This is a genomic window from Catonella sp. (genome assembly GCF_052173895.1).
Taxonomy (GTDB): domain Bacteria; phylum Bacillota; class Clostridia; order Lachnospirales; family Lachnospiraceae; genus Catonella.
This window is the reverse complement of the sequence record NZ_JBQMXS010000002.1, coordinates 45,942-70,972: the sequence shown is the minus strand read 5'-3', so window position 1 is coordinate 70,972 and position 25,031 is coordinate 45,942. Positions and strand designations below refer to the sequence as shown.

Below are 25,031 nucleotides of genomic sequence, written 5' to 3'. Positions count from 1 at the left end.
AATTATTTTGAGTACACAATGCAAAAATACCGTAAAAAAATTACGGAATATGTTGCTGATTGTTGTAAAATGAGTTATACTATAGATGTAGATTTATACACCGAAGTTTACTTAGAAGGGTGGTATACAATATGTTAAAAAAGTTTAAAGTGAAGAATTATAAAAATTTTAAGGATGAAATAGTAATAGACTTTGAAAATCATGGAGAATATCAATTTAATAAAGACTGCATTTCAAATGATCTTATAGGCAAAATGTTGATTTATGGACGAAATGGAACAGGTAAAACAAATTTAGGGAAAGCTTTGCTCGATATAAGGCTAACAATATGTTCTGATGATATAGAAATGATATTTTCAGACATAGGAAACGGAATACTACTTAATGCAGATTCAAAAGAGAATATTGTAACATTTAATTATACTTTTAAGTTTGATACAACAGAGGTAATATATCAATATTCAAAGTTAGAAAATGGACAATTAGCCAATGAAGAATTGAAGGTAGATGGAGAAAAAATTTTTGATTTTAATTTTAATGCTCCAAGAGATAAATTCTATAACTTAGCTTATGTGGGAGCTGAAACGGCTAATACAGATAGATATTTAGAAAATTTGGGATCTAATAATAATGAGACAAGATTGCCGTTTTTACGCTGGCTAATTAATAATGTTGCATTAAAAAATGATTCAATTCTGAGGAAACTATATAATTATATTAAAAAAATGGCAAAGTTTACTTATTTGGATGGTGAGCCACCATTATTTGCATTGAATCAAGGATTTTATGAATCCTTGGAAAAGGATGATGAATTAAAAAGGTTTGAAAACTTCTTAAATTCAATGGGTATTAAATGTGAGCTAACTATGAAAAAATTACCGGATGGACAACAAGAATTATATTTTTATCATAAGCGATTAGTTCCTTTTTTTGAAAATGCTTCAAGTGGTACATTAACATTAGTAGAGTTATACAAAAGATTAATTAAATCATTTGAAGATGTATCATTAATATATCTCGATGAATTTGATGCCTTTTATCATTATGAAATGGCAGAAAAAGTGATTTTATTTTTCAAAAAGAATTATCCTAATTGCCAAGTGATTATTACATCACATAATACCAATCTTATGACAAATAGAATTATGCGTCCGGACTGCTTATTTATATTATCGAGAGAAGGAAAGTTAACAGCTCTCTGTAATGCTACAGAACGTGAACTTAGAGAAGGGCATAATCTCGAAAAAATGTACATAAGTGGAGAGTTTGACAAGTATGAATAATTATCAGATAGAAGATAGGAAGCGTAAGCGAAGTTTGCTGATTGTAGAGGGTGAAAGGGAAAAAGATGAATTATTTAATCTGATTTTTCAATGCTTTCCGAAACTGGGTATAGATATAAATGATATATGGGTTTATGGCACTAATATTTATAAGTTGTATAATAATATTATAGAATATTATGGTGAAGACTGGATAGAAGAAGATATTGATTTGCCTCTTATCATTAGTAGAAAAGAAAACATGGAACAAGTAAGATATAAAGTAGATTTTAATAATATTATTCTTGTATTTGATTATGAAAGGCAGGATCCGAATTTTTCTGAAAAAAACATAGAAGAGATGCAGAATTATTTTAAGGATTCAACTGACATAGGGAAATTGTATTTGAATTATCCTATGCTTGAGTCATATAAACATTTAAAATCATTATCAGATGAGGAATATCTTGAACGAAAAATGGAAGTGTCGTCCTTAAAACAGGGAGGATATAAACAACGAGTTAATGAGCAAAGTAAAATTGGGAAAATACTTAATCTTTCTAATGAAATTGAGAAAGTGTTTGCAAATAAAGATCTTACAATAGACAAAGATAAAGTAAAAGACTGTTGTAATAAAATATTAAATATTTCAAGCGATGAGAAATTGGAAGAGGAATTAGAAAACATATTACATATCATTGGGAATGCTGAAGAAGAAAGAAATTTAAAGTTTAACTTAAAAGATAAGATTATTAAAGCGGGATATATACAGGAAAAAATAACATATTGGTATTGTATACGAAAAATCTTTCAGGAAATAATATATTTTAATATTTGTAAAGCATATAAAATACAGGAAGAAAAAGATGAGGAAGACTTGAAAGCTAAGTTTAATAAAATTGAGTTATTGAAGATTCTTAAAAATCAAAATAAAGTAAGTGCTGATAAAAATGAAGGGTTTATATGGGTGTTAAATACCTGTATATTTTTAATACCTGATTATAATTTTAGATTGTTAGGAAAATAAAAAAGGCTCTCCATTATCTTATGATAGTGGGGAGCCACATTTCATTTAGAATACCTGTCCCGGTAATTTCAATTTTTCTTTAGGTGGAAAGCCTTTATTCATTATTTTTTATTATAAAAGTAATCTTTTATCTTGGCAGGATTGTCATTGATATTAAAGATTACGATCATAAGCTCTGCCCAAACTCTCACGCCTATAGGTCTGAATATAAGGATGAGAAGTCCCCAAACTAAGTATCCACAATTTGGAATTATAATCTTGTAACTTCCCACTCTTTTTCCTTAGCAGGTGCCTGCGTGCGAGTACGGGTGTGCTCGGTTTTTCTGTCCTTAAATGGATTAAACTTATTATGAAGTTCTTCAAAAGAAACCCCATGTCTCTTATTTTCTTTGTCTACATAGTAAGAATTGGATTCTTTTTCACGTTCAGCATTACGTTCATCCCATTTTTGCTTTGTTTCTGTTTCCTCATTAAAACGCTCTATTTCAAGACGATGTTTGGTGCGTTTATCCTTTCCGGAAAAAATATTTATAGAGGTCTTTGGTTCTGTAGGTGCTTTTGGGTTATATGTAATTGGGGTAAAGCCATTTTCAGCTGCCAGACTTAGGTTATGTTCAGACTTTTTGGAAATATCCATATAGCTTTGTAGCTTATCTGTAAAGTTAGCAAGAGTAGACTCTATATTGTTTTGATTAAGATTTAAGCCTTCTGTATATGGTTTTCCATTTATGTAAACCTTAGATAAAGCAGACTCAATAAGAGTAATATCAGTAGTTAGGTGGTTACTTCCAAGAAGTTTCGCACCTGTTAACTCTTCTAATGCCCACATAGCTGTATTTGCTTTTTCTTCCCTAGTTTCCATAATGTTCTGTGAAAGAGTTTCTACAAGTCCTGTACTAAGTCCGGATTGTTGCTTAAAAGTTTCATGTTCTCTTTCTCTAAAGAATTCATTTGATTTTTCTCTTGCAGAATAGCCAATTCTAAACATTTCATTTTCAACAGAAGTTCTAGGTGTAAAAGTATCTTCTTCTCCTACAAGCTTTTCACCATATTCTTTTGCTGTCTGAAAAATTCCACTACAAAAATGACCTGCGATGTTAAGGTGGCGCATAGACTCTTTATTTTCTTCAGTTAAAAGGTCTGAGGAGAGGAGGCCATCTGTAATCTGAGAGATAGAAAATGTAAGCTTATTACCATTTTCATCAATCATAGGAGCAGTTTGATTCAGTGTATTCAAGAATCCTGCACTTCTATTAACAGGGATAAATGTTTCCTTATTTGTTTCAGGATCTATGTTAGCAATATTTTTTATGGTGTTAAATGTTTGTGCAAAATCCATTCGAACAGCATTCATGGCAGATGAGCCAATTTCCTTTTCAAGTTCGCCAAAACTTTGTATTTTATTTGCAAACTCTGACCAACCCGATAAATCTCTGCTTGTTATAAGCTTTTTATCGTCTGTTAAGGAGAAATTTTCATTCCAAAAATGCTTAAAATCTGCCTGTTTTTCAGATGGAATTCCGAGCTGTCCACAGAGCCATTTATCTCTATATCCTTCTACATCTTCTTTAGAGGCAGCCGGATTAAGTATATCTTCACTATTAGCATACATATGATACAAACGGCTTGTAAAGTCATTTACCTTAGTAACACTGTGCTCGTTAATATCTCCTGTACCATCAAGGAAGAGATTGCTAACTCCTTTAATAAGATAGTTATAATTTTCACGAAGTGATACAGTATTTCCATTAGCTGCTACAAAACTTTCCGGTAAAGTTAGGCTTATACTATTATTGATTAAGTCTGCTTTAGGAGTTACGTTGATATGCTCCTTTTCGTTTGCCTTTCTAAGACGGCCTGCAATAATAGGAATATCAGATGTAGCCTGAAGAGGGAGCATATTTATATCACCATTTTGTCCCTTATAGGCAAAATCTATCTGGCTACCTGCAAAAAGTGACTTCATTATATCAGCTTTCTTATCTTCGCTTGATGCGTAGTGGATATGTTTTTCTTTGAATACATCAGTAGCAGATATTCCATCTATATAAATATTATCAAAGAGTCTATGATCGTCACTCTTAAATACTTTTTTATCCACAACCTGTGAAAATGCAAGGTCAAAATTGTGACTTGCAAATTCTTTAGCTCTTTCTGAGATATTTGCCAGTCTTGTTGCTCTTACAAAATCGTTTGCAATTTCATTATCAGGTACCTGAATGTCCATATTAATTTCGCTTGGCTCAAGGAGTTTTCCGGCAACAGCCTTTGACATATCAATCATACGAGCAAGTTTTTCGCTGTCACCACCAAGAAAAGATTCAAGAGATGCTTTTTCTTCCCTGTCCATCTGATCAACCTGCATACTGCCGGTAAGGACGGTAGCAAGAATACTCCTAGTAGCAGTTCTTGCAAGCCTCATCTCCATATCCTTTTCTTCAAGTTCGGCAGTTATTTCATAAGAAGTGTTGAGAAGATCATTTGAACCACCATTGGTTTCTATTATAGAAGAAAGGGCGTTAAAGTGAAGTTTAGCATGGCCTATAGCTCCACTTCTTTCCATAACCTGATCAAGGGTATTTAGGAGATTTTTGTACTCCTCTCTATACGCCTCAGGAATACGGTTTATAGAGGTCTTTGCCATACGGAGATCACTCTTAAATTCGTGGTCAAGCTCGTTGGTGGTAAGTCCTGAAAATCCCATGATAGGTTTGTAATGTCTGTCATTTCTTGAATTTTCCCACTCACTTCCTATTGAGTATTTAAGAAATTCAGAATAAAGGCTCTGATATGCCTCCTCAGCATAAGGAGAAAACATTTTCATAGTATCTTCTACTCTTGCAAATACACCATCTTTTTCGAGGGCTGTAAACTTATTGCTTTTAAGCTCCTGTTTTCTTTCACAAAACTCGGTAGTATTAGTATCTTCAATGTGGGCATTCTTATAATAGTGGTTTTTAAATGCATCTTCATTCTTAAAAAGACCGATTGAAACAGCACTTGTCATAGCAGGATGATCCATAAAACGGTCTGCTTGTGGAGCAAAAGCCTCTAAGGTAAGCTGATAGGTGCTGCCATCTTTAAGAGTTATATTTCCAATATGTGCAGCTACATGCTGATCCCATTTACGCTCTCCCTTAGTTACTCCGTCTAAAGAATCTTTCATAGCAAAATCTACAGAATAATCAGATATAGAAAAGGAAGGTGTTGGTTTTCCTAAGTTGACGGCAGCATAAGATGAATAGTTACAAATCTGCTTGTTGCTATGCAGACTTCCACTACACTCTGTAGGCACAAAAAGACGCATTTCTGTTTCAGGGTTAATTTGTGTGAAAGAACGAAGTTCTTTGATAGCATCTTCCTTTTTAGCAAAATTTTCACTAATTCTTGTAGCTTGCTCAGGCATATCAGCAAAGTTGTCAGGTTCAAGAGCAAGTCCTGCAGCTGCAAATTCTCCCCAAAGTAAAGAGAAGTTCTGGCTCATGTATGGAGCGATTTTTCCAACTTCTTGGTTGTAAAACATAGCATCTGCAAAATTTTTAAAATCCCCACGCTCATTAGCAGGTATACCAAGCTCAGTTGCAAGCCAGTCCAGTCCTTCTTCTCTTGCGTTAGTTCCCTGACGGAACATATCAACATTAATAGGAAGTTCAGATAAACCAAGTCTGGCATCGATTTCTGTAATAAAATCATATCCCTTTTTAAAATCAATTTCTCCGTTTGTAAAGAAATGATTTGCTATGCCTTTTACAAGACGGTTGTTGTTAATTCTCATCTTAAATACAGGACTTCCAATTGAGGCACTACCGTATTCAGGCATCTTTGGTTTCATAGTAAATCCATTGTCAGCAGTTCCTTCAAAATGGAAAAATTCTCCACCACCTGCTGTTTCTATTGCATTTTTTAGAGAATTATCTAAAATAAGTCCTTCTGAGTAAACACCCTCTTCAATATGATTATCTGTTACGTTATACATATTTTAACGCTCCCTTCAATTTGCTTTTTTATTTGACAAGCTTTATGAGGACACCTTATCACATTAAAAGACACATAAAGGACACAGGTGAAAAATAAAAAATTGTGCTTATTTTGTGTCTTTTATCATGTTATACTATACTTTAATATAGATAATATCTAAGGAGTTAAGATAATGCGAATATTTGCAATAGATGATGAAAAATTGGCTCTTGAGGCTCTTATCAGCGCTATACATAAGGCAGTGCCGAAGTCAGAGGTATATGGTTTTCGCAATCCTTTAGAACTATTAGAAAAGCTTGAAGAAATAGTGCCTGATATTGTGTTTTTGGACGTAGAGATGAAAAAGATGAATGGAATTGAGCTGGCAGAGGAAATAAAAAAGAGAGTATCGGAAATAAATCTTATTTTTGCAAGTGGATTTAGTGAATATACAAAGGATGCCTTTACAGTACATGCAAGCGGTTATGTTATGAAACCAATTACTGCAGAAAAGATTAAAAATGAGATTACTAATCTTAGGTTTCCTGTGGTTGAAAAGGATAAAGTGCTGGAAATACAGACATTTGGAAACTTTGAAGTTTTTGTAGAAAATACACCGATTCCGTTAAAGTATAATAAAAGCAAAGAACTTCTTGCCTATCTCATTGATAGAAATGGTGCATTATGCAGTAATGGTGAGCTTATTTCTGTCTTGTGGGAAAATGATATGGATTCAAAAAAACATATTTCGTATCTTAAAAATTTAAGGTCTGATTTGATAGGAATTTTAGAAAAATTTGAACTTTCAGATATTCTTATAAGAGAATGGGGGAAACTTGGTATACAGAAAGAAAGAGTATCATGCGATTATTATAGGTGGTTAGAGGGAGATAAAGAGGCATACAGAGGAGAATATATGAGTCAGTACAGCTGGGCTGAATATACTAATGCAATGCTAATGGATGATTATCAGAAGAGGTTTCAATGATTGCAACAAAAACGATTAAACTTAAAAAACTAAAAAAATGTTTTCGAGGTGAGGACTATGATATTGATGCCTATCTTAAAAAGGCTCTTTGGAGTAAAATAAGCCCCCTTGAAAAAAAGCAATTTCTTAATCAAATGAAGGAATATGCTAGGGAAAATGAAAATTTTTGGGAAAATGATAAGCCCAAAGGTGACAGGTTAATTATGAAGATGGAATATGAGGAAACTTTTTCCAATATATTTTTTGAAGGGCAAGAAGTGAATATTCCTATGATGGTGGAAGAAGTTTTAGAAAATTTAGAAATAAATGGAATTTCCTATAAAATAAGTTATCAAATGCCTAAGGTAACTAATGGAAATTTGTTAGAAGTAATATGTCATGTTATCGAAAATTTAACTGAAGGAGAGCTTTCAAAAAATCTGTCAAATGTCAGGTTTGTTCATAAGAGGAAGAGAGAAATATGGACATTTGTAATTGAAGAAGAAAAGCCGATAAAGAGGAGAAAAATATCATTTGAAAGGCTGATTAAGATATTGGAGAAATATAATGGTAAATCATAATTATACATATGCTATGGTTGAGTTTTTTGGGGCTGTAATAATGCTTGTGCTTTTAATAGAGAGTCATTTTATATCAAAACCAAGTAGTAAAGTACGCATTTTAAATATACTTTTGAGTACCTTATTTTTGCTTTTGGCATCGGATGGAGCCTCATATATGCTTTCTATTTCGGGATATATGTCCCATTTGGCAGAGATATTTTTTCTTATATCGACATCACTTGCCTTTGTGATGCTAACAATTTTTAATTATTATGTTATAATTCATATTAGGGAAAAAACAGGCATTTCAATGTGGTTTGGTCATATAGGATTAATTTTTGCTACAGTTGAGAGTTTGATTTGGATAACTTCTTATTATTTTGGTACTTTATATAGTATAACAGATGGTGTTTATAAAAGAGGTGAGTTGTTTTGGCTATCACAGTTTATGGCTATTGGAATGATAGTTTATATCTTTTTAATGATAGTTCTATTTTTTAATGTGTTAAAGAAAAGAGATAGAATTATATTCATAGGTTGTGTTTTTGGACTTTTGTTATCAATAATACTGAGAGAGATTGTACCCGATGTGGGTATACCTGTAGTATATTTGATTGTTACATTGTTGGTTATAGGACTTTATATTGGAATCCATATTGAACAAAATGTTCTTCTTCGTATAAAAGATGAAAAACTTGTTCAAAGTCGTATATCTATCATGCTTAGTCAGATAAGGCCTCATTTTTTATATAATGCATTAAATGTAATCCACTATTTATGTGAAAAAGATCCTAAGCTTGCACAACATGCTATTGCGGAGTTTTCTGATTATTTAAGGGGCAATCTTGACTCTGTAGGAGTGGATAGGACTGTTTTATTTTCAAAGGAACTGGGTCATATCAAAAATTATCTTTTTTTAGAAAAACTCCGTTATGAGGATGAACTTGAAATTATTTATGAGCTTGGTACAATTAATTTCTTTTTACCTCCACTTACAGTACAACCTTTGGTGGAAAATGCAGTAAGGTATGGTATAGGACAGGCGATGGAGGGGGGAAAGCTTACCATTAAAACAGTTGAGCGTGATGAAGGGTATGAGGTTTTTGTTATAGATGATGGTGTTGGAGGGTATGACCCGGACAATAAAAAAGAAGATGGAAGGAGTCATGTAGGTATTGAGAATGTACGAGAAAGATTGGCTCTTATGGTAGGTGGTACTTTGGAAATTGAAAGTGAAAAAGGGAAGGGGACTACAGCAAAGATTTTTATTCCACGTATTCATAGCTAGTTACCTGTGTCCCTTTTGTGTCTATGAAATAGATAAAATGCCTTAGTAATATATTAAAATGGAGGGAGGTAGAACATGAAACATGATAAAAAAATAGACCCTTCCCTTCTTACTGCTCAACAGAAGATTTGGATAGATTGTAGTATTATTTTGAGAGCGTTTTGGCCACTTATTCTGTATGTTGTTATGCCGGCATTGTTTGCTACGATAGGATATATGCTATTTCACAGCAATATGGAAGGTGGTGAATTTTTTACCTATGGCGGCAATTTTTATACAGCTTTAGGGATGATTGCAACGTTTTTCATTCTTCGTAAGAGATCAAAAAAAAGAGGAGAAAGCTTTTGTGAGGATGCTACGCTCTATATAAGAAAGGATCTTTTATTAAAAGGAATAGGATTTTTTGTCTTTGGTGTATTTTCAGCAATAGCAGTATCTAGCCTGGTTACTCTTTTAGGACTTGGAGAAAGTGGGTATAGGCAGAGTTTATCAAAACTTTTAGAGGGTCCGGACTTTATTTTTAGTGTAATTACAGTAGGTTTTTTATCACCGATTTTAGAGGAAGTTGTGTTTAGAGGTTATATGTTAAATACCTTGCTTAGGCATTTTAAGAAAAAGACAGCAGTATCAATTACAGTCATTGCCTTTATGCTCTGTCATATTCATCCTATATGGATGATATATGCAGGAGGGATGGGATTTCTGTTGATATGTCTTTCTATGATTGAGGAAAATATATTAGAGGGAATCTTTGTACATATAGGTTTTAATCTGCCTTCAGTGGTTTTAGCATTTTTATATCAACAAAATCCGATGATTAAGGAAGGCTTGGGAAGGGCTGTTTTTCAGATTCCTTTATTTTTATTGTCTATTATAGTAGCTTTTATGTTGGCATATATCTATCTTAGAAAGAAGAAATTATATTTATGAAAAGTATTGGTAAAAAAATTGTGAATTACATCCTTTTGTGGATATTGCTTTGTGTAGTATTTGGTGGAATTACTGCTTTTTTCGAAGGAGCGATACAAGGTATAGAATTTAAACCGAATGATGGAATAGCAAAAATGCTTACTCCACTCACTCTGATTTATGGATCTATTGAGGCGACTCTTAGTATAGTTCTTTATCAGGTTTTCTATACAGGTGGGGTAGGTAAGAGAACAAAAAATGTGTTAAAAGACTCTGAAAGAAATATGGAATCATCTCGTGTAGAAGGAAGTCTTGAAAATGCAAGATTTATGACAGAAAAAGAAAAAAAGGAATTTTTTCCTGAAACTACTTATAGCAGTCTTTATAAGTTAAAAGGAGATGGAATCCCTGTAAAGGCAGTGTATTCATCAAAAAGAAGAGAATTAGACATAAATATTATGAAACCGGCTCATGGAATTATAATAGGTGCTACCGGTTCAGGAAAGACTACAACCTTTATTAATCCTGTAATTCAGATTTTAGGACATGCCAGGGAGGCCGGCTCATCAATGATTTGTACCGACCCTAAGGGTGAGCTTTTTATGATGCATTCAAAGATGCTGAAGGAACAGGGATATAACTGTATGGTTCTTGACCTTAGAGATCCTTATAGCTCGTTTCGTTGGAATCCTCTTGAGGAGATTTATGACAGATACCAAACTTATCTTCATACCGGCGATGAAATTTATGAGAGAACAGACACAATAGACAATGCAGGCAGCTTAGAATTGCTTGATCCTGAGGATGCTTATGGAGATACTTGGTATGAGTATGAGGGAAGGGCTTATGCTGACTGTAAAAAGCTTTTACAGGAAATACGAAGTGCTAGACAAAAGATATTTGATTCTATTTATGAAGATTTAAATGACTTAGTAAGTGTAATTTGTCCTATTGAATCACAAAATGATCCGGTTTGGGAAAAGGGAGCAAGGTCTATTATATTGGCAGTTATTTTAGCTATGTTAGAAGACAGTGCAGTTGATGAACTGGAAATGACTAAGGAGAAATTCTGCTTTTATAATGTAAATCAGGCAATAGGTAATTCAGAGGGAGAGTTCATAGCTCTTAAAGAATATTTTCAGGGAAGAGATAAGACCTCAAAGGCCTATGGACTTTCAAGGCAGGTACTATCTGCACCGGATCAGACCTTATCTTCTTATATGTCGATTGCTTTTGATAAGCTCTCGATGTTCCATGATGAAGGTATCTGTGCAATGACAGCAGGAACGGATATTAAGCCTGAAATGATAGCAAAGGAAAAGACTGCCCTGTTTCTTAAAATTCCTGATGAAAAAGATACAAGGCATGTACTTGCAGCAGTATTTATTCTTTCTATATATAAGGCACTTATAAAGGTTGCATCAGCAAATGAAGATTTATCTCTCGAAAGAAATGTGTATTTCTTACTTGATGAGTTTGGAAATATGCCTAAGATTGAAAAATTTGACAAGATGATAACAGTAGGAAGAAGTAGAAAGATATGGTTTCAGATGGTGGTACAGTCTTTTGCACAGCTTGATAATGTATATGGACAGACAGTATCAAATATTATTAAGGGAAACTGTGGTTTAAAGATGTTTATCGGATCTAACGACCTTGCAACCTGTGAAGAGTTCTCTAAGCTTTGTGGAAATATGACTGTTGAGACAAGAAATGTATCATCTTCAACCATTGATAAAACAGGAGCCCTTACAGTTTCAAGTTCGCTGCAGCAGCGTCCACTTATATATCCTTCTGAACTTATGAAATTAAATAATGCTAAAAACAGTGGAAATGCTATTATAGTAACATTTGGAAATCCTCCATTAAAAACCATGTTTACACCATCTTATAAATGTCCTCTCTTTGAAATAGGGCAGATGGATATGGAAGAAGTTATGGAAAATGATTTTTATGCCGCTCAGGTTTATTATGATTTGGAAGAAAGAAATTATCTAGTATTAGAAAGAAAGGAGATGGAAGAGGAAAATGAAGAGGAAGATCAATTATAAAGTTTTCATTTTGGCAGTAGTTGTAGCAAGTCTTAATTTTGGAATGACTTCAGCAATTGCAGATGAAAAATTAGATAGAATCAAAAACATCTTTGAACAAAATTCTAATCAAGATAGCAATACAGTTAAAAACAGTGAGTCAAATACAGAAAAAAAACATGTTGAGAAGGTAGTAGAACAGAATCTAGAAAAAAATACTATTGAAAAAGAGTCTGAAGATAATGTAGATGATGATGAGGATGAGGAAGAAACTGAGCAAGAAGAGTCAAATAGAGAAAAGGTTACTTTAGTAGAAAACTACAAGGAAGAATATAAGACCTATGAAGAAATAATGGGTGATGAGCATTTTTTCTATTCAAGTGTAGGAAATGGAGGATGGACAGATAAGAAAGTTCGTATTGAATTTCCGGCTAAGATGAAGGTTAAGGTAAAAAAAGATGGAGCAACTTATAAATATGTCAAAGGTAAAGATTTTACTAAAAAAGGAACATATTATTTTACACTTGAAGTAAAGAACGATAGGGGGAAGGTGCTCACAGCAAATTTTCATTTTAGGATACAGCCAAAGCCTAAAAAAACACCGGAAGAGCTTAAGGCTGAAGAAGAATTAAAAAATAAAGAAGAACTTGAAAAAATAGCTGAGTATGAAAAAAGGCTTGAGGATTTTACAAGAAACCTATCTAGTTCTAATATAGGCAAAAATATGATTCCCAATATGGGAGACTTCTTGGATAATCATGAAAACAGTAATGGAAATAGTAATGGAAATAGTCTTGAAAATAGCTTAGAAAACAGTCGGGAAAAATCTGAGGATAATAAAGAGAATTCCGAAACCAAGAAGAAAGAAGAGCCCGATATTGGAGATATAAATAAGGATGAGATTACAAGAGAACTTGAAGAAATAGAACAAAATGAATCCGATACTAAGATAATGGATGAGAAAGGCGAGATTAAGGAAGAGGAAATAAAAAAGCTAATTGGAAAGCTTGATGAGAAAGAAAAACAGGCAGCAGAGAAAGAAGAAGTTACCTTTGATACGAGCAGTGGACTTTTTAAGAATTCGCTTAAGAGTGGCGATGTATTTTTAACTAACGTTGCAAATGGTAGCATAACTAATCAGTCAGTTATGATTGCCAAAAGCGATACTCTTACATTTAAGCTTTTTAGGGATGGAAAATTAGTTGAAGATTTTAATCCGGGAAGTTATCTGGAGGGAGCAGGTAGCTATGTGTTATATCCGGATAGCGAGGCTTTGTCATTCAAGGTTGCTTACAAGGAAATAAAACCTGTTTTTACTTTTAGGATAATAGGAAGTTCTCCTGTAAGAGATTTGGGTATACTTCCTTTGTCACCTGATACCAAACTTATAGACATTCAGATAAATGGCAAAAGTTATACAGATGCGGCATTTGGTAAAACAGGGCAGATGTTAAAATTATGGAAGGATGGAAATTATAAAATTACAACTACTGATAAGGGAGGAGAACATGTACTGGATGTTACTCTTGACAGAGTAAGTCCAAAATTCCAAGTAACTCTTTTAGAAAATCAGGCGCAGGTTAAGTATTTAAGTGATGATATAGTGCACTTTGAACTGTATAAGGATAAAACTCTTGAAAAAGAAGGAGAAAGTATTGATATTATAGAAGGAGCAGGGACATATAGGCTTGTTGTGACAGATAGGGCAGGAAATAGAAGTGAATCTGTTTTTAGCATAAAATATCAAATAAACCAAGCAGCAGTCATTGCAATTGTAATTGTTCTTATTCTTATTATTGCCGGAGTATTCTTTTTTAAGAGAATGAACAAGACGGTAAAGGTTAGATAGGAGGCTTGTATGGAATATGTAGGCTTATCATTTATATCCTTACTGGAAGATATGTTTTCAGGCCTTTTTAATACGATACTTGCTCCTGTAATTAGGGATGTAGCACATATTTTGATATCGACACTTGGTAAGCTCATCCAGGACACTTTTGCTAATTTTTTGCTTAGAGGATGGGTGATTCTGTTAAAGCTGGTACATTTTTTACAGCAGATATTTGATATTTTTTCGGGTTATTCAAGTGTGAGGGTTAAGGGCATAAACGATGTAGCTGTTGAAAAAAATCTGCTTGAGGTTTTCTTAGAACTTGGAAGTATCCAGCGTTTTTTTCTCCTTGTGACTATGATTAGTGTTGTAATAAGTTTTGTCACAACAATTATAATGGTAGCAAGGTCTATGCAGGATGGAATTCTTGAAAATAAAAACCCGATAAGTGCAGTAATAAGAAGAAGTTTAAAGGCAAGTTTCACTTTTATGATTATTCCATTGACTCTGGTTTTTATGTTGCAGGTAGTTAAGTATGTGCCGGCAGTTATTGACTTATCCTTTGGAAGGGAGCAGAGTCAGACAGTAGCAGATACACTTTTTATGACGGTAGCAGATCCTGCAGCAAATCCCGGAGTTGATCTCAAGATGTTTTCGACAGGACAACGCTATGAAGATATAGAGCTTGTGAGAACTAATTTTGACACCGGTAAAATTGATTATGTTTTTGCAGTTGTAAGCGCATTGCTAATGGGATTAATCCTCATTTTATGTATTTTCCAGTATATAAAGCGACTTTTTATAATAATATTTTTGTATGTAATAAGTCCTTTTGCAGCAGCTTATATTCCTATAGATGATGGAAGAAGGTTTAATAAGTGGAAGGAAATGTTTGTAGGAATGTTTTTGTCAGCATATGGCCCTATGATTGTTATGAAAATGTATCTTATGATTACTCCGCTTATCATTGGAGGAAAGTATATAAGGTTTGATACTGGAAATGCTATGATGGATGTATGTATAAAGCTGTTTGTTGTTTTGGGTGGAGCACTTGCAGTATATAGGTCTAAATCAGTAATGCTCCAGCTTTTTGCACCGGAGACTTATGGACTTGTTAAGGGAAGTGGAAGTTTGGTAAGAAATACAATTATGAGGGCAAAGTGGAAGTTAAGTACATTAAAAAGATAAAGATAGGAGGCAAGTAATGGAATATGCTTATCTAGGGCTATTTTCAGTAATTTTTAACTGGATATTCGATAAAATTTTGTCTCCGGTATTAAAATTTTTATCAGGACTTTTGGAGACGGTACTAGGTTGGATTTTTAATGAAGTATTAGGTCCTCTTTTACAGAATATTTTATGGCCCATCATAAAGGGAACAATAGACTTAATTAGTGAAATCTTAAGTGGAATATTTTATAGTTTATTTGCAGATATGATGACACTTATAAATTCTCTTCAAAATGCTTTTGACTATTTTAGTGGAGTTAAGGAAGTTACTGTTGTTGGTGGGAATAGTCATAAAACAACACTTTTAATGGCAATATTTGAACAGTCAGCAGTACAAAAAGTTTTTTTAATATTGATGGCGTTCAGTATCTTCCTCTGTCTCTTACTTTCGGTGATTGCAGTGGCAAGGGCCAGTATGGATATAGATGGAGAAAATCATAGAAATGTTTCTCGTGTTATGAAGTCCTTAACAAAGGCTATGTTTCAGTTTTTGTTGGTTCAGTTTAGCTGTTTGTTAATATTGACTCTTGGTGGTGCAGTGTTAAAATCTATAAAAACAGCCTCACAATATACGATTGCAGCAGAGAATTCGGAAAAGCTACATGGAGAGGTTCGTATCTCAAATATTCTCTTTGTTATAAGTAGTTTAGATGCGGCCAAACCCGGCTCTGAGGATAAGAACCTTTCAGATATAAGAGGGAAGAATGAAAATTTAGATATATTAAAAGGTAAAAGAGGTGAGTTTTATCTTGGAAAATTAGACCCTACTGATAAAGCAGAGGTTGAAAAGTATTTTAAGCTAGGTAAGATTGATTATCTTATCGGTTATGGTATGGGAATTTTCTTTGTTGTAATTTTAATTATTGTTTTATGTAAATTTATGACACGTATATTTGAAGTCGTCTTACTTTATATAATTTCACCATTTTTTGTGGCTACGATGCCCTTAGATGATGGAGAGAAATTTAGAGGCTGGCAGGATCTTTTTGTTGGTAAGATTTTTTCGGGATATGGAACAGTTATTGCGATGCAGATATATCTGTTAATCTGTCCGTATGTAATGAGTGGAAATATAATTTTTGGAAAAACAACAGCAGAGGGAGATTACATAATAAAGCTTATCTTTGTTGCAGGTGGCGCTTTTGCATTGCTTAAAGCAGGTTCAACACTTACTGCCCTTTTGTCACAAAATGCAGGTCTGAAAGAGGAACAGACAGGTGTTATGGTGCATAGCCTTGCTATGAGTGCAGGAAGTTACTTAACGGGGAAGGTGGAAAATGCAGGTTCTCAAGCTTTTGGATATGTTTCGAGTTTAAAAAGTGGACAAAAAGATGATGATAAAACAAAAGAAGTGAGTCAAAAATTTGATGGAAAGAGAGGCAGAAGTTAATTTATGAGAGTAATTCCCAAAAAAACTAAAGTAAGGATGGAACTCTTTAGAGGAATTGAACTTCCAGATGTGCTTATCGGTGCAGTAGGTCTTGCATTGACTGTTTCTCTCTTTGTTTCAAATGTTCCATTTGCAGGATGGTGTGCAAGTATAGTGGCAGTGATAACTACTATGCTCATAATTCCGATAGAAGATGATAAGGGCTACCTGATGTTTTATTATATATTAAGGTATTTAAGCAGGCAACGTGTATTTTTTTCAAAAAGCAGTAATATTAAAAAAAGATTCAGTGTGGAAGATATAACTTCTTTTACAGGTGTTAATGAAGAATTTATTGAGTATGGTAATAAATATGCAGGTATGGTAATAGAAATTCCTTCGGTGGAGTTCAAATTTTATAGTGAAAATGCTCAGAACAGTCTTATTGATTATTGCTTTGGTACAGTTTTAAGAACAGCTACGATGGGAGAGGTAATAAATCTTGTAAAGCTTGATCGTCCTGTAATTTATGATGATTTTATAGTAGGTGAAAAAAAGAAGATGGAGGACTTAAAAGAGGCCTATCTCAATGGTATGATTTCAGAAGAAGAGCTTACAATAAGAGTTGGCATTGTAAATGATCGTATAAATCAACTAAATACCTTTAATTTTAAGGATAAGATATTAGTTCCTATGCATTATCTGGTATTCATAGATAAAGATAGGAAAACAATAGCTGAGCAAGTAAAGACAGCTATGGAAATTTTTGCATCTAACGGTATGAAATGTAAGAGGTTGAAGGGACCGGAGCTTGCTATATTTTTGAAATATAATTATGGACATAATTTTGATGAAAGAGAGGCATATAATTTAGAACCGGAGAATTATCTTGACTGGATTCTACCAAAGAAAATTGAGATTTCAAAAAGGACTGTAAAATATGATGACTTAATTACACATAATTTTCGTGTGAGGGATTATCCTTTAATGGTAGGAAACGCTTGGGGAGCTAATTTTATGAACAAAGTTGGCACTAAGATTATCATAAAGATGACACCGGTTGACCGTTATAAAGCTATAAGACAGATTGACAGGTCGATAGACGAACTTAGGGAGCAGAGAGCAAATACGGGAAAGACTTCTAGAATGATGGAACTTGACACCCATGTTAACACGCTTTCTGATGTGCTTTCATATCTTCAGGGTGAAAATGAAATGCTATTCTCGTTAAATACTTTTATTCAGATACATGACTATGATCATTCGGCACTTTTAAAGCGTGGAGGTGAAAAGGCAGGTATAAGAAGTGCTATGAAAAAGACTGTTAGGAGAGAGTTATCAGAGGATGGTATAAGAATTACAGATCTTTTTTTACAGCAGTTTGAGGGGATAACTTCTCTTCAACCTTCAGGTTTTGATGCTTTTAAGAGTTATCAAAGAGGTATACACTCCAACTCAATTGCAGCAGTTTTTCCTTTTGCTTATAAAAGCTTATGCGATTCAAGGGGAATTTATGTAGGAGAAAGTGGAGGTGTTCCTACCTTTGTAAACTTTTTTAAGAGGGATAAGGAAAGGGTAAACAGCAATACTGTTATTATCGGAAAGTCAGGCTCAGGTAAGTCTTATGCAACAAAAAGTATCTTAACTCAGCTGGCTGCAGAAAATTCAAGAATATTTATATTGGATCCGGAGAATGAGTATACGGAGCTTGCAAGAAGGCTTTCAGGTAAGATAATAGATGTAGGTTCTGCTACACAGGGAAGGCTTAATCCTTTTCATATTATTACAGGACTTTCGGATGATGAAGAAGGTACAGAAGTAAAAGATAATAGTTTTACTACGCACTTGCAGTTTTTGGAAGAATTTTACCGTCAGATTTTGATAGGAATTAGTTCGGATGCTCTTGAATACCTAAATAATATTACGGTTCGTATGTATGCAGAAAAGGGAATTGATGTAGATACGGATCTTTCACCACTTGGGGTTAAAGATTATCCGACATTTGATGACCTTTATACCATGATTGAAAAAGAATATGAGGAGGCAAGAGGGGAATACAGTAAAAATAACCTTCGTATTCTTATAAACTATGTGTCAAAATTCGCAAAAGGTGGCAGGGATAGTATTTTATGGAATGGAGAAACAAGTCTTTCCACAAAAGAAAATTTCATAGTTTTTGATTTTCAGTCTTTACTTGCAAATAAAAACCATACAACAGCCAATGCACAAATGCTTTTGGTACTTAAGTGGCTCGATAATGAGATTATAAAAAACAGAGATTACAATATAAAATATAGGGCAGAGAGAAAAATAGTTATAGTAATAGACGAGGCTCATGTTTTTATCGATCAAAAATATCCTATTGCCCTTGATTTTATGTATCAGCTTGCAAAGCGTATTAGAAAGTACAATGGAATGCAGGTAGTTATTACGCAGAATATTAAGGACTTTGTGGGAACAGAGGAGCTATCAAGAAAATCAACGGCGATAATAAACGCCTCACAATATTCTTTTATTTTTGCTTTAGCACCTAATGATATGCAAGACTTAGTGAAACTGTATGAAAATGCAGGAAACATAAATGAGTCAGAGCAGGAAAATATAGTAAATGCAGGTAGAGGAAAGGCATTTGTGATTACAACGCCAACAGAGAGAACCAATATAGAAGTAAGAGCAGGGGAAGGTGTTGAAGAACTGTTTAATATGTAGGAGGACAAAGGTGAAAATAAAAATATTTAGTGGACTGCTTGTGATTATGTTACTTCTCTCGTCTTGTTCATTTTTTAGTGAGGAAAAGGAAGTTACAGAAGACCCAATAGATAAGGGGCAAATAAATGTAGGAGTAGTGGATGGTGGAGACCGTTTCTTAACAAAGTCTGATGGAGGATACTCAGGCATTGAGATAGATATTGTGAAGGAACTACCGGGTGATGTGAAATTTATAGAGGCAAAATCACAAAAAGATTTGATTGAGATGCTAACAAGTAAAAAGATTGATATTGCGGTCGGAAGATTTGTACAAGATATAGAATATAGTAAGGAGCTTGTTACCTCAAGGAATTATGGTAAAGGAGGGTACTTTCTACTTACGAAGGAGGGGATATATCTTGACAATCTTGGTAGCATGGAGGGAGAAAATGTTGCAATCACAGAAAATGTAAAAATGGCAGGTGAGATTGCAGATAGCGAAAAGGTAACGCTTAAAAGCTTTGAAAATATCCAGATGATACCAGAAGAAATAAGAGAAGGGCGAATAAGAGCGGCAATATTGACAGAACGAGAAGCCATCTCATTGCTTAAGACAGAAGAAGGTGTACAGGCGCAGGAGATGAGTTCATCCCCAAGGGAGGCCTATGTGTGTCTTATGCATAGGGATTATGTAAAGCTGTTAGAAAAGGTAAATGAGAGAATAGAAGGCTATCTTGATAAACAGGCAGAAACAAAAAAGGAGAATCAATGAGCTATTTTGACAGTCCTAAAAATAAGGCAATATGGGAAAGAGAGCTTAGGGAATTAAGAAAGGAAAAAAAGAAAAGGGAAGAGAATGGGTATAAGCCTGAGAGAGGAGAGGTTAAGGCGGTTGAAACTAACAATCCTTTCAGAAAAAAGATTACTTTCCTTGAACTTGAAGCCAGTGTTAACCCACCAAGGAAGTCCGGAGTAAAAAGCAGGCAGCATATACGGGCTGCTGAGAAAGATAAAAGCCTTAAAAATCCGGAGATAGGAAGGAGTTTGTAATGAAAAAGGCAGGGTATATGCTGTTTGTAGCTTTACTTTGTTTTATACTGTCTCCGGTACATATAAAAGCAGCAGTTTCTCCAATGCTTATTTCAGAAGATGTTGGGAATGGGTATAGATATGAGTTTCCTGGAGTAGGAGGATTTTCAAGCAATACAAAAGAAAATGAAACAGTATCTGTAGCTGTAATAACACTTGACAAAGGACTTGAGGGTAGGCTGTACTTAGAAAAGAAGGAGATAGAATTTCAGCAGGGAAGCCCTATCTTAGAGCCGGGACAGTATGAACTTAGGGTATTTAAGCCTGAGGCTCCCAAAATTTATGGAAGTTATAAGTTTATAGTTGAAAATGACTATGATTTAAATGGGGAAAAAAGGGAAATTAAGCTTATTGAAAATCCAAAGATGAAAGTTAGTTATACAGAAAAAGACGGCTACTCCTATATGTTGCCAAATGGTAAAAAATTTTATACTACAGTACCGATAGGAGGGATTTCCAATACTCAGGTAGTAGTAAAGACAGGAGAGGGAGTGAATGCTTATTCTGTCAGAAAAGATGGTAAGCTTATTCAGTTAAAAGAGCCGCTGTCTTTTTATGAAAGTGGTTTTTATGAATTGATTTTAAGGAGTAATGAACTTGGATTTGGGGGCAATGAAAGTTATAAAATCACCCTAACATTTCAGATTTTGTCTGATGTTAAGCCGTATTTTATAAATTATCTAATAGCACCTATGGGATTCGTTTTAGATGAAATTAGGGATGATGGAATAGTAGAAGTGATTAGCAATAAACAATATATACAGCTTAAAAGAGATGGGAATTATGAGGTTATATTTAGAGGAGTGGAATATCCTGATGTAATCTATACTTGTAAATTTTGCAGAGATACAACACCTCCAAGAGTAGCTTTTTCAGATGAAATTAAAAATGAAATTATTTCTCATCCTATTAAGTATTCAGGACTAGAAGCCGATATAAATCTAGTGCTATATAAAAATTTTAATACTGTCCATGCCAGTAATAATTTAATTAGCCAGAATGGTAGCTATGTTTTGGTAGCAAGAGACGAAGCAGAAAATGAAAGTATATATAATTTTACTATTCATAAAGACCTTGAAATTCGTCCAATTGTTCTTTTAGGTGCGGCTTGTATTATTATACTTGTTGCAGGAGTACTGTTAGTTTATTTTAGGCGCAAACCAAATGTGCGTTAAAATATAAATAAAAGAAAAGGAGATTATTGATATGTTTAATTTAGCAGCGCTTACAACAGCGGGAGGAGGCAATACTTTTGCTAAGGTTGCTGAGCCTATTGTAAAATTGATGGCAGACCTCAGAGGTCCCCTTATAGCCATTGTAGTGGCGGTAGGAGCTATCTATTGTATTTTCCTTGGTGCTAAGCTTGCAAAAGCTGAAGAGCCACAGGAGAGAGAAAAGGCAAAAATGGCACTTAAAAATGCTATAGTTGGTTTTATCTTAATATTTGTTTTGATTGTGGCTATGACTGTTATGGTAGAACCACTTACAAAATGGATGGAAACTAATGCTAAAACCACAACAATTACTCAGTAGGACTAATATGAAAAAGAGAATGATTAGTTTACTGCTTGCAGCCTTTATGCTCTTGACGGGTTGTGGCAGTGTTATAGAAGCAGGAAACTATCATACAGAAAAGTTTAATCCGCCGCCAATTCCTAAGATTCCGGAGTTTTCGGCGGATTCTTTAGAAAATATGAGTGTTTCCTATAAAGATAGTGAAAAATATAAGCTTACAGGTACAAGAGCGTTTTATATCCCACAGGATTTTGTAGGAGAGGTGGGAATTGACCCTGATGATATTTTAGATTTTAAAGTGCTTGACTACACAAAAGATGGAAATTTTATCTATGCTTACAAAAAAAATTATAGAGGTAGTGCCAATTTAAGGGAGAGTGCTTTCGGAAAAGAAATAGACATTAAGGGTGTGGCAAAGTTAAGAGAAGTAGTTACAAATGATAAAAATGTAGAGAAACATATTCTGGTACTTATGTCTTATAATCCTAAGAGTAAGAATTACCATGTTTTTGGTAGTCTTGTAGAAAGTAAGGATGAAAATATACCCCTAATTGCGTCTAAAATTGCAGGAAAAGAAACTTATTTTATGTTTCATAAAATGACTGCCTATATTTATGACAGTAAGGGAGATAATATATTCTTTCATGACTATGGTTCTCTAATATCGCAGGAAATAGGCCGCATAGCACTTGCTAAGACAGGTAAGTCAAATAGCCATGCTTTTACTGTAACAAAGGTTACTATGGATGGTGCAGGCTATCTCTATGCCAATGTAACTATTGACTTAAATGTAAAAAAAGATGAAGATGAGTTTAATCGTTATGATAAATTAACTGATGCAGGTAATGATGGTGGAACAGATGTTTCGAGGAGCATCAGTGCTATAATTACAGCTTTTAATATAGATATAGGAGGAGATAATCCACCTGTTAAATTTATATCAAAGCTTAAAAATGCTGATAAACAGGAGGAACTCTATCAATCAATAGATGGTAATGTTTTTATTGATAAGCATACAGCAGAACTAAGTGCAAAGAAATTTAGCTTAGAAACAATTAAAAAAACAGCCGAAAGTAAAGATGAGTTTGAACCGTTTCAAACAGAAAATGAAGATTTGAAGGTTGAACTTACAGGTTATACCGATGGCAGTGAACTTGAGTTAAACTTTATAGATACAGAAAAAAAAGAAATAAATCATAAAATAAATATTCTTAATCTTGTACTAAATACCCAAAAAATTTTTGAAGGCAGAAATGACCTTACTTCTTTTATACAGGATGGAAAAGATAAAAAAATTACAGATGAGAAAATAGGATATGTAGGAGATATTTATCGCCTTTATAAAATTTTTGTAGATAATTTTGGAAGTGAAAAGGGACTTATTTACAAGATTTACAGAGAACATAGAGAAGTTGCCTATGCAGCAGCTAAAAAAGCACTTGCTCTTATGGGAAGAGGAGATGGTGCAATTATAAATGCTGCAACATCCGGCAAAGTGGATGCACCGGAGAAGGGGAATAATAAAATTTTGTATATCCCGTATATTAAGCCGAGAGAATGGGATAAAGAAAATGAAATAAATGAAAATCCTTTATTAGCAAAGGATGAAAATGGAGTATTATTAACAGAGGAATGGTATAAAAAGTATGGCTATCCTCTTCCACTTCTTTTTGGATATCAAAAAGGAGAGGGAGGCCAGAGTAAGTATTCTGAAATTCACATTGACAGGGTGTTTGATAATGGGCTTACTTCTTATCAAAATTTTGAGCCAAAAATGGTAATAGAAGAGAAGAAGGAATTATCAAGGACTTATACATATATTTTGGATACAAAAGGACAGACCCAAAGTACCCCGATAGAAGAGAAGGCGACTTTGCCAATAGCCTATCGCTTGGTTTGGCCGAAAAATACATATTTTTACTGGATTTCTTCAAGAATTACCACAGACTTTATAGCATCAGCAGGTGACTTGGGTGCAATGTATTATGGACAGTCCGGAAATAAAGGATTTATCCATTTTAGGTATGGTCAGAATGAAGTGTTAGAAGACAGAGAGGCAAAAGGAAGGGTTGCAGATGCAGGAATTTTAGTAAAAAAAGGAATTCCATCTTACCCATATCTTCTAACAGATGAGGAATTATACATATATAAGGACTGGAAGAGGTATAAGGTAATTGACCTTAGGGAATTGCCGATAAGAGATGGTTATAGCGTTCTAGTAAGAAGTCAGGATAATGACAAGCAGCTCATATCTTCAGATACATTGACATTGCTTTCGCCTGATAAGATAATTTATTCGGGTGGCAGAGATGGGCTAACTCTTTATAATCTTGAACAGGAAATTAATTATAACATAGTGAAGGGAAGTTTTTATAGAAGTTTTTTAAATCCTCAAAATCAAAATCAGGTAATTGTAACAGGCTTTTTAACTGATAAATTCACTTATCGTCAAAAGGATATTGTGCTTTCAAGGTACTATGCTTTTGAAATTGGAGCAGATGAGAGCTTTAATAGAAATTTGATTGATGGTGAGCTTATTGCGATGAGGGATTTATGCTTGTATTACCGTTATAAGACAAAAAACGACAGAGATAACTTGGTAGTTGATGATGAGATTTTGCCTTATGAGAAAAAAAGGTTTGAGCTGGCGAGGAAACTTTTTTCCGATAATCAAAATGATTCTTGGGATGCACTTGCACATTTTCTTGTAGGAGTAGGGATTTGGCAAAATGAAAATGATGTAGCCTATGCAAAAGAGAAACTGAAAGTTATGCAGGACAGAGAAAAGAAAAAAATAGAAGGAATGGATATGTTCTTTGCCCTAACAACGGTGGAAAGTGGGCGTAAGCTTGCAGAGGAAAAGAGCTTAGCATCTGGTTACTTTAGAAATTTTAACGGAAGGCTTGATAAGGTGAATACCTTAGGAGGAATAAAGGACTTGTTAGTGGAACTTATGCTAAGAGATGAGGTAATTAATAGCCTTAGTGGACATAGAAAAGAACGACTAACTACACTTAAGAAGAAGTCCAAGGAAGAAACAAATATAGTAAAAGATAAGATAGCAGGCAGTATATACTACATAGAAACACTTCAGGAAGTGGCAGTCTTGCAGACAAATAAGAGAACACAAGACCTGCCGTACCTAAATCTTGGTGAAGAAGATATGGCTAATTTAGAAAAGAAATTGATAGAAATTCTTCTTCTTATAAATCCAAATGCAAAGCCTGTTGAAAATCTTACAAAAGAAGAACTCGAAAAGGCAGATGGGAAGGGGATAATTAGGCAAAGAAAAATGCCATAAACTAA

The 25,031-nt window shown here is 34.0% G+C and carries 18 protein-coding genes; 16 read left to right on the top strand and 2 right to left on the bottom strand.

Going from position 1 to position 25,031, the window contains the following annotated elements; translation table 11 throughout:
- Positions 1 to 131: 131 nt before the first annotated feature.
- Together ACTTG8_RS00810 and ACTTG8_RS00805 are read left to right on the top strand one after the other, a co-directional pair.
- The gene (locus tag ACTTG8_RS00810) at positions 132 to 1,283 is read left to right on the top strand and encodes an AAA family ATPase (RefSeq protein WP_442560252.1); all 1,152 of its coding nucleotides are present in this window, start codon (positions 132 to 134) and stop codon (positions 1,281 to 1,283) included.
- Positions 1,276 to 2,289, top strand: coding sequence for a hypothetical protein (locus tag ACTTG8_RS00805; RefSeq protein ID WP_442560251.1), 1,014 nt, complete (start codon positions 1,276 to 1,278; stop codon positions 2,287 to 2,289). Before ACTTG8_RS00810 ends, ACTTG8_RS00805 begins: the two co-directional genes overlap by 8 nt.
- 101 nt (positions 2,290 to 2,390) lie before the next feature.
- Here ACTTG8_RS00805 and ACTTG8_RS00800 read toward each other — a convergent pair whose 3' ends face one another.
- Entirely contained in the window at positions 2,391 to 2,561 is a 171-nt protein-coding gene (locus ACTTG8_RS00800; RefSeq protein WP_442560250.1) for a DUF4282 domain-containing protein, read from the bottom strand.
- Positions 2,540 to 6,265, bottom strand: a complete 3,726-nt coding sequence (locus ACTTG8_RS00795) for a hypothetical protein (protein ID WP_442560249.1) — start codon at positions 6,263 to 6,265, stop codon at positions 2,540 to 2,542. The genes ACTTG8_RS00800 and ACTTG8_RS00795 overlap by 22 nt, the downstream gene beginning before the upstream one ends.
- A gap of 174 nt (positions 6,266 to 6,439) precedes the next feature.
- On the opposite strand from ACTTG8_RS00795, the gene ACTTG8_RS00790 reads away from it, so the two are divergent.
- The 14 genes from ACTTG8_RS00790 (at position 6,440) to ACTTG8_RS00725 (ending at position 25,026) form a co-directional block, all read left to right on the top strand.
- Positions 6,440 to 7,234 (top strand): response regulator, encoded by a 795-nt coding sequence (locus tag ACTTG8_RS00790; protein ID WP_442560248.1) that lies wholly within the window; start codon positions 6,440 to 6,442, stop codon positions 7,232 to 7,234.
- Positions 7,231 to 7,794 carry a hypothetical protein gene (locus ACTTG8_RS00785; RefSeq protein ID WP_442560247.1) on the top strand — a complete coding sequence of 188 codons (564 nt, stop codon included), beginning with the start codon at positions 7,231 to 7,233 and terminating at the stop codon, positions 7,792 to 7,794. The genes ACTTG8_RS00790 and ACTTG8_RS00785 overlap by 4 nt, the downstream gene beginning before the upstream one ends.
- Positions 7,781 to 9,064: a sensor histidine kinase gene (locus tag ACTTG8_RS00780; protein WP_442560246.1), complete on the top strand. Its 1,284-nt coding sequence runs from the start codon at positions 7,781 to 7,783 to the stop codon at positions 9,062 to 9,064. Before ACTTG8_RS00785 ends, ACTTG8_RS00780 begins: the two co-directional genes overlap by 14 nt.
- Positions 9,065 to 9,139: 75 nt before the next feature.
- On the top strand, positions 9,140 to 9,994 hold the full coding sequence (locus ACTTG8_RS00775; protein ID WP_442560245.1) for a CPBP family intramembrane glutamic endopeptidase: 855 nt from the start codon (positions 9,140 to 9,142) through the stop codon (positions 9,992 to 9,994).
- Positions 9,991 to 12,024: a type IV secretory system conjugative DNA transfer family protein gene (locus tag ACTTG8_RS00770; protein WP_442560244.1), complete on the top strand. Its 2,034-nt coding sequence runs from the start codon at positions 9,991 to 9,993 to the stop codon at positions 12,022 to 12,024. The genes ACTTG8_RS00775 and ACTTG8_RS00770 overlap by 4 nt, the downstream gene beginning before the upstream one ends.
- The gene (locus ACTTG8_RS00765; protein ID WP_442560243.1) at positions 12,002 to 13,852 is read left to right on the top strand and encodes a hypothetical protein; all 1,851 of its coding nucleotides are present in this window, start codon (positions 12,002 to 12,004) and stop codon (positions 13,850 to 13,852) included. The genes ACTTG8_RS00770 and ACTTG8_RS00765 overlap by 23 nt, the downstream gene beginning before the upstream one ends.
- A gap of 9 nt (positions 13,853 to 13,861) precedes the next feature.
- Positions 13,862 to 15,022: an Mbov_0396 family ICE element transmembrane protein gene (locus ACTTG8_RS00760; protein ID WP_442560242.1), complete on the top strand. Its 1,161-nt coding sequence runs from the start codon at positions 13,862 to 13,864 to the stop codon at positions 15,020 to 15,022.
- A gap of 16 nt (positions 15,023 to 15,038) precedes the next feature.
- Positions 15,039 to 16,454, top strand: coding sequence for an Mbov_0396 family ICE element transmembrane protein (locus tag ACTTG8_RS00755; RefSeq protein WP_442560241.1), 1,416 nt, complete (start codon positions 15,039 to 15,041; stop codon positions 16,452 to 16,454).
- Positions 16,455 to 16,457: 3 nt separating this feature from the next.
- The gene (locus ACTTG8_RS00750; protein ID WP_442560240.1) at positions 16,458 to 19,142 is read left to right on the top strand and encodes a VirB4 family type IV secretion system protein; all 2,685 of its coding nucleotides are present in this window, start codon (positions 16,458 to 16,460) and stop codon (positions 19,140 to 19,142) included.
- A gap of 10 nt (positions 19,143 to 19,152) precedes the next feature.
- The gene (locus ACTTG8_RS00745; protein WP_442560239.1) at positions 19,153 to 19,893 is read left to right on the top strand and encodes a substrate-binding periplasmic protein; all 741 of its coding nucleotides are present in this window, start codon (positions 19,153 to 19,155) and stop codon (positions 19,891 to 19,893) included.
- Positions 19,890 to 20,171, top strand: a complete 282-nt coding sequence (locus ACTTG8_RS00740) for a hypothetical protein (protein WP_442560238.1) — start codon at positions 19,890 to 19,892, stop codon at positions 20,169 to 20,171. Before ACTTG8_RS00745 ends, ACTTG8_RS00740 begins: the two co-directional genes overlap by 4 nt.
- Complete coding sequence (locus ACTTG8_RS00735) at positions 20,171 to 21,385, top strand: hypothetical protein (protein ID WP_442560237.1); 1,215 nt, start codon at positions 20,171 to 20,173, stop codon at positions 21,383 to 21,385. The genes ACTTG8_RS00740 and ACTTG8_RS00735 overlap by 1 nt, the downstream gene beginning before the upstream one ends.
- Positions 21,386 to 21,416: 31 nt before the next feature.
- Positions 21,417 to 21,743 (top strand): Mbov_0395 family pilin-like conjugal transfer protein, encoded by a 327-nt coding sequence (locus ACTTG8_RS00730; protein WP_442552612.1) that lies wholly within the window; start codon positions 21,417 to 21,419, stop codon positions 21,741 to 21,743.
- 7 nt (positions 21,744 to 21,750) lie between these two features.
- The gene (locus tag ACTTG8_RS00725) at positions 21,751 to 25,026 is read left to right on the top strand and encodes a hypothetical protein (RefSeq protein WP_442560236.1); all 3,276 of its coding nucleotides are present in this window, start codon (positions 21,751 to 21,753) and stop codon (positions 25,024 to 25,026) included.
- Positions 25,027 to 25,031: the final 5 nt, after the last annotated feature.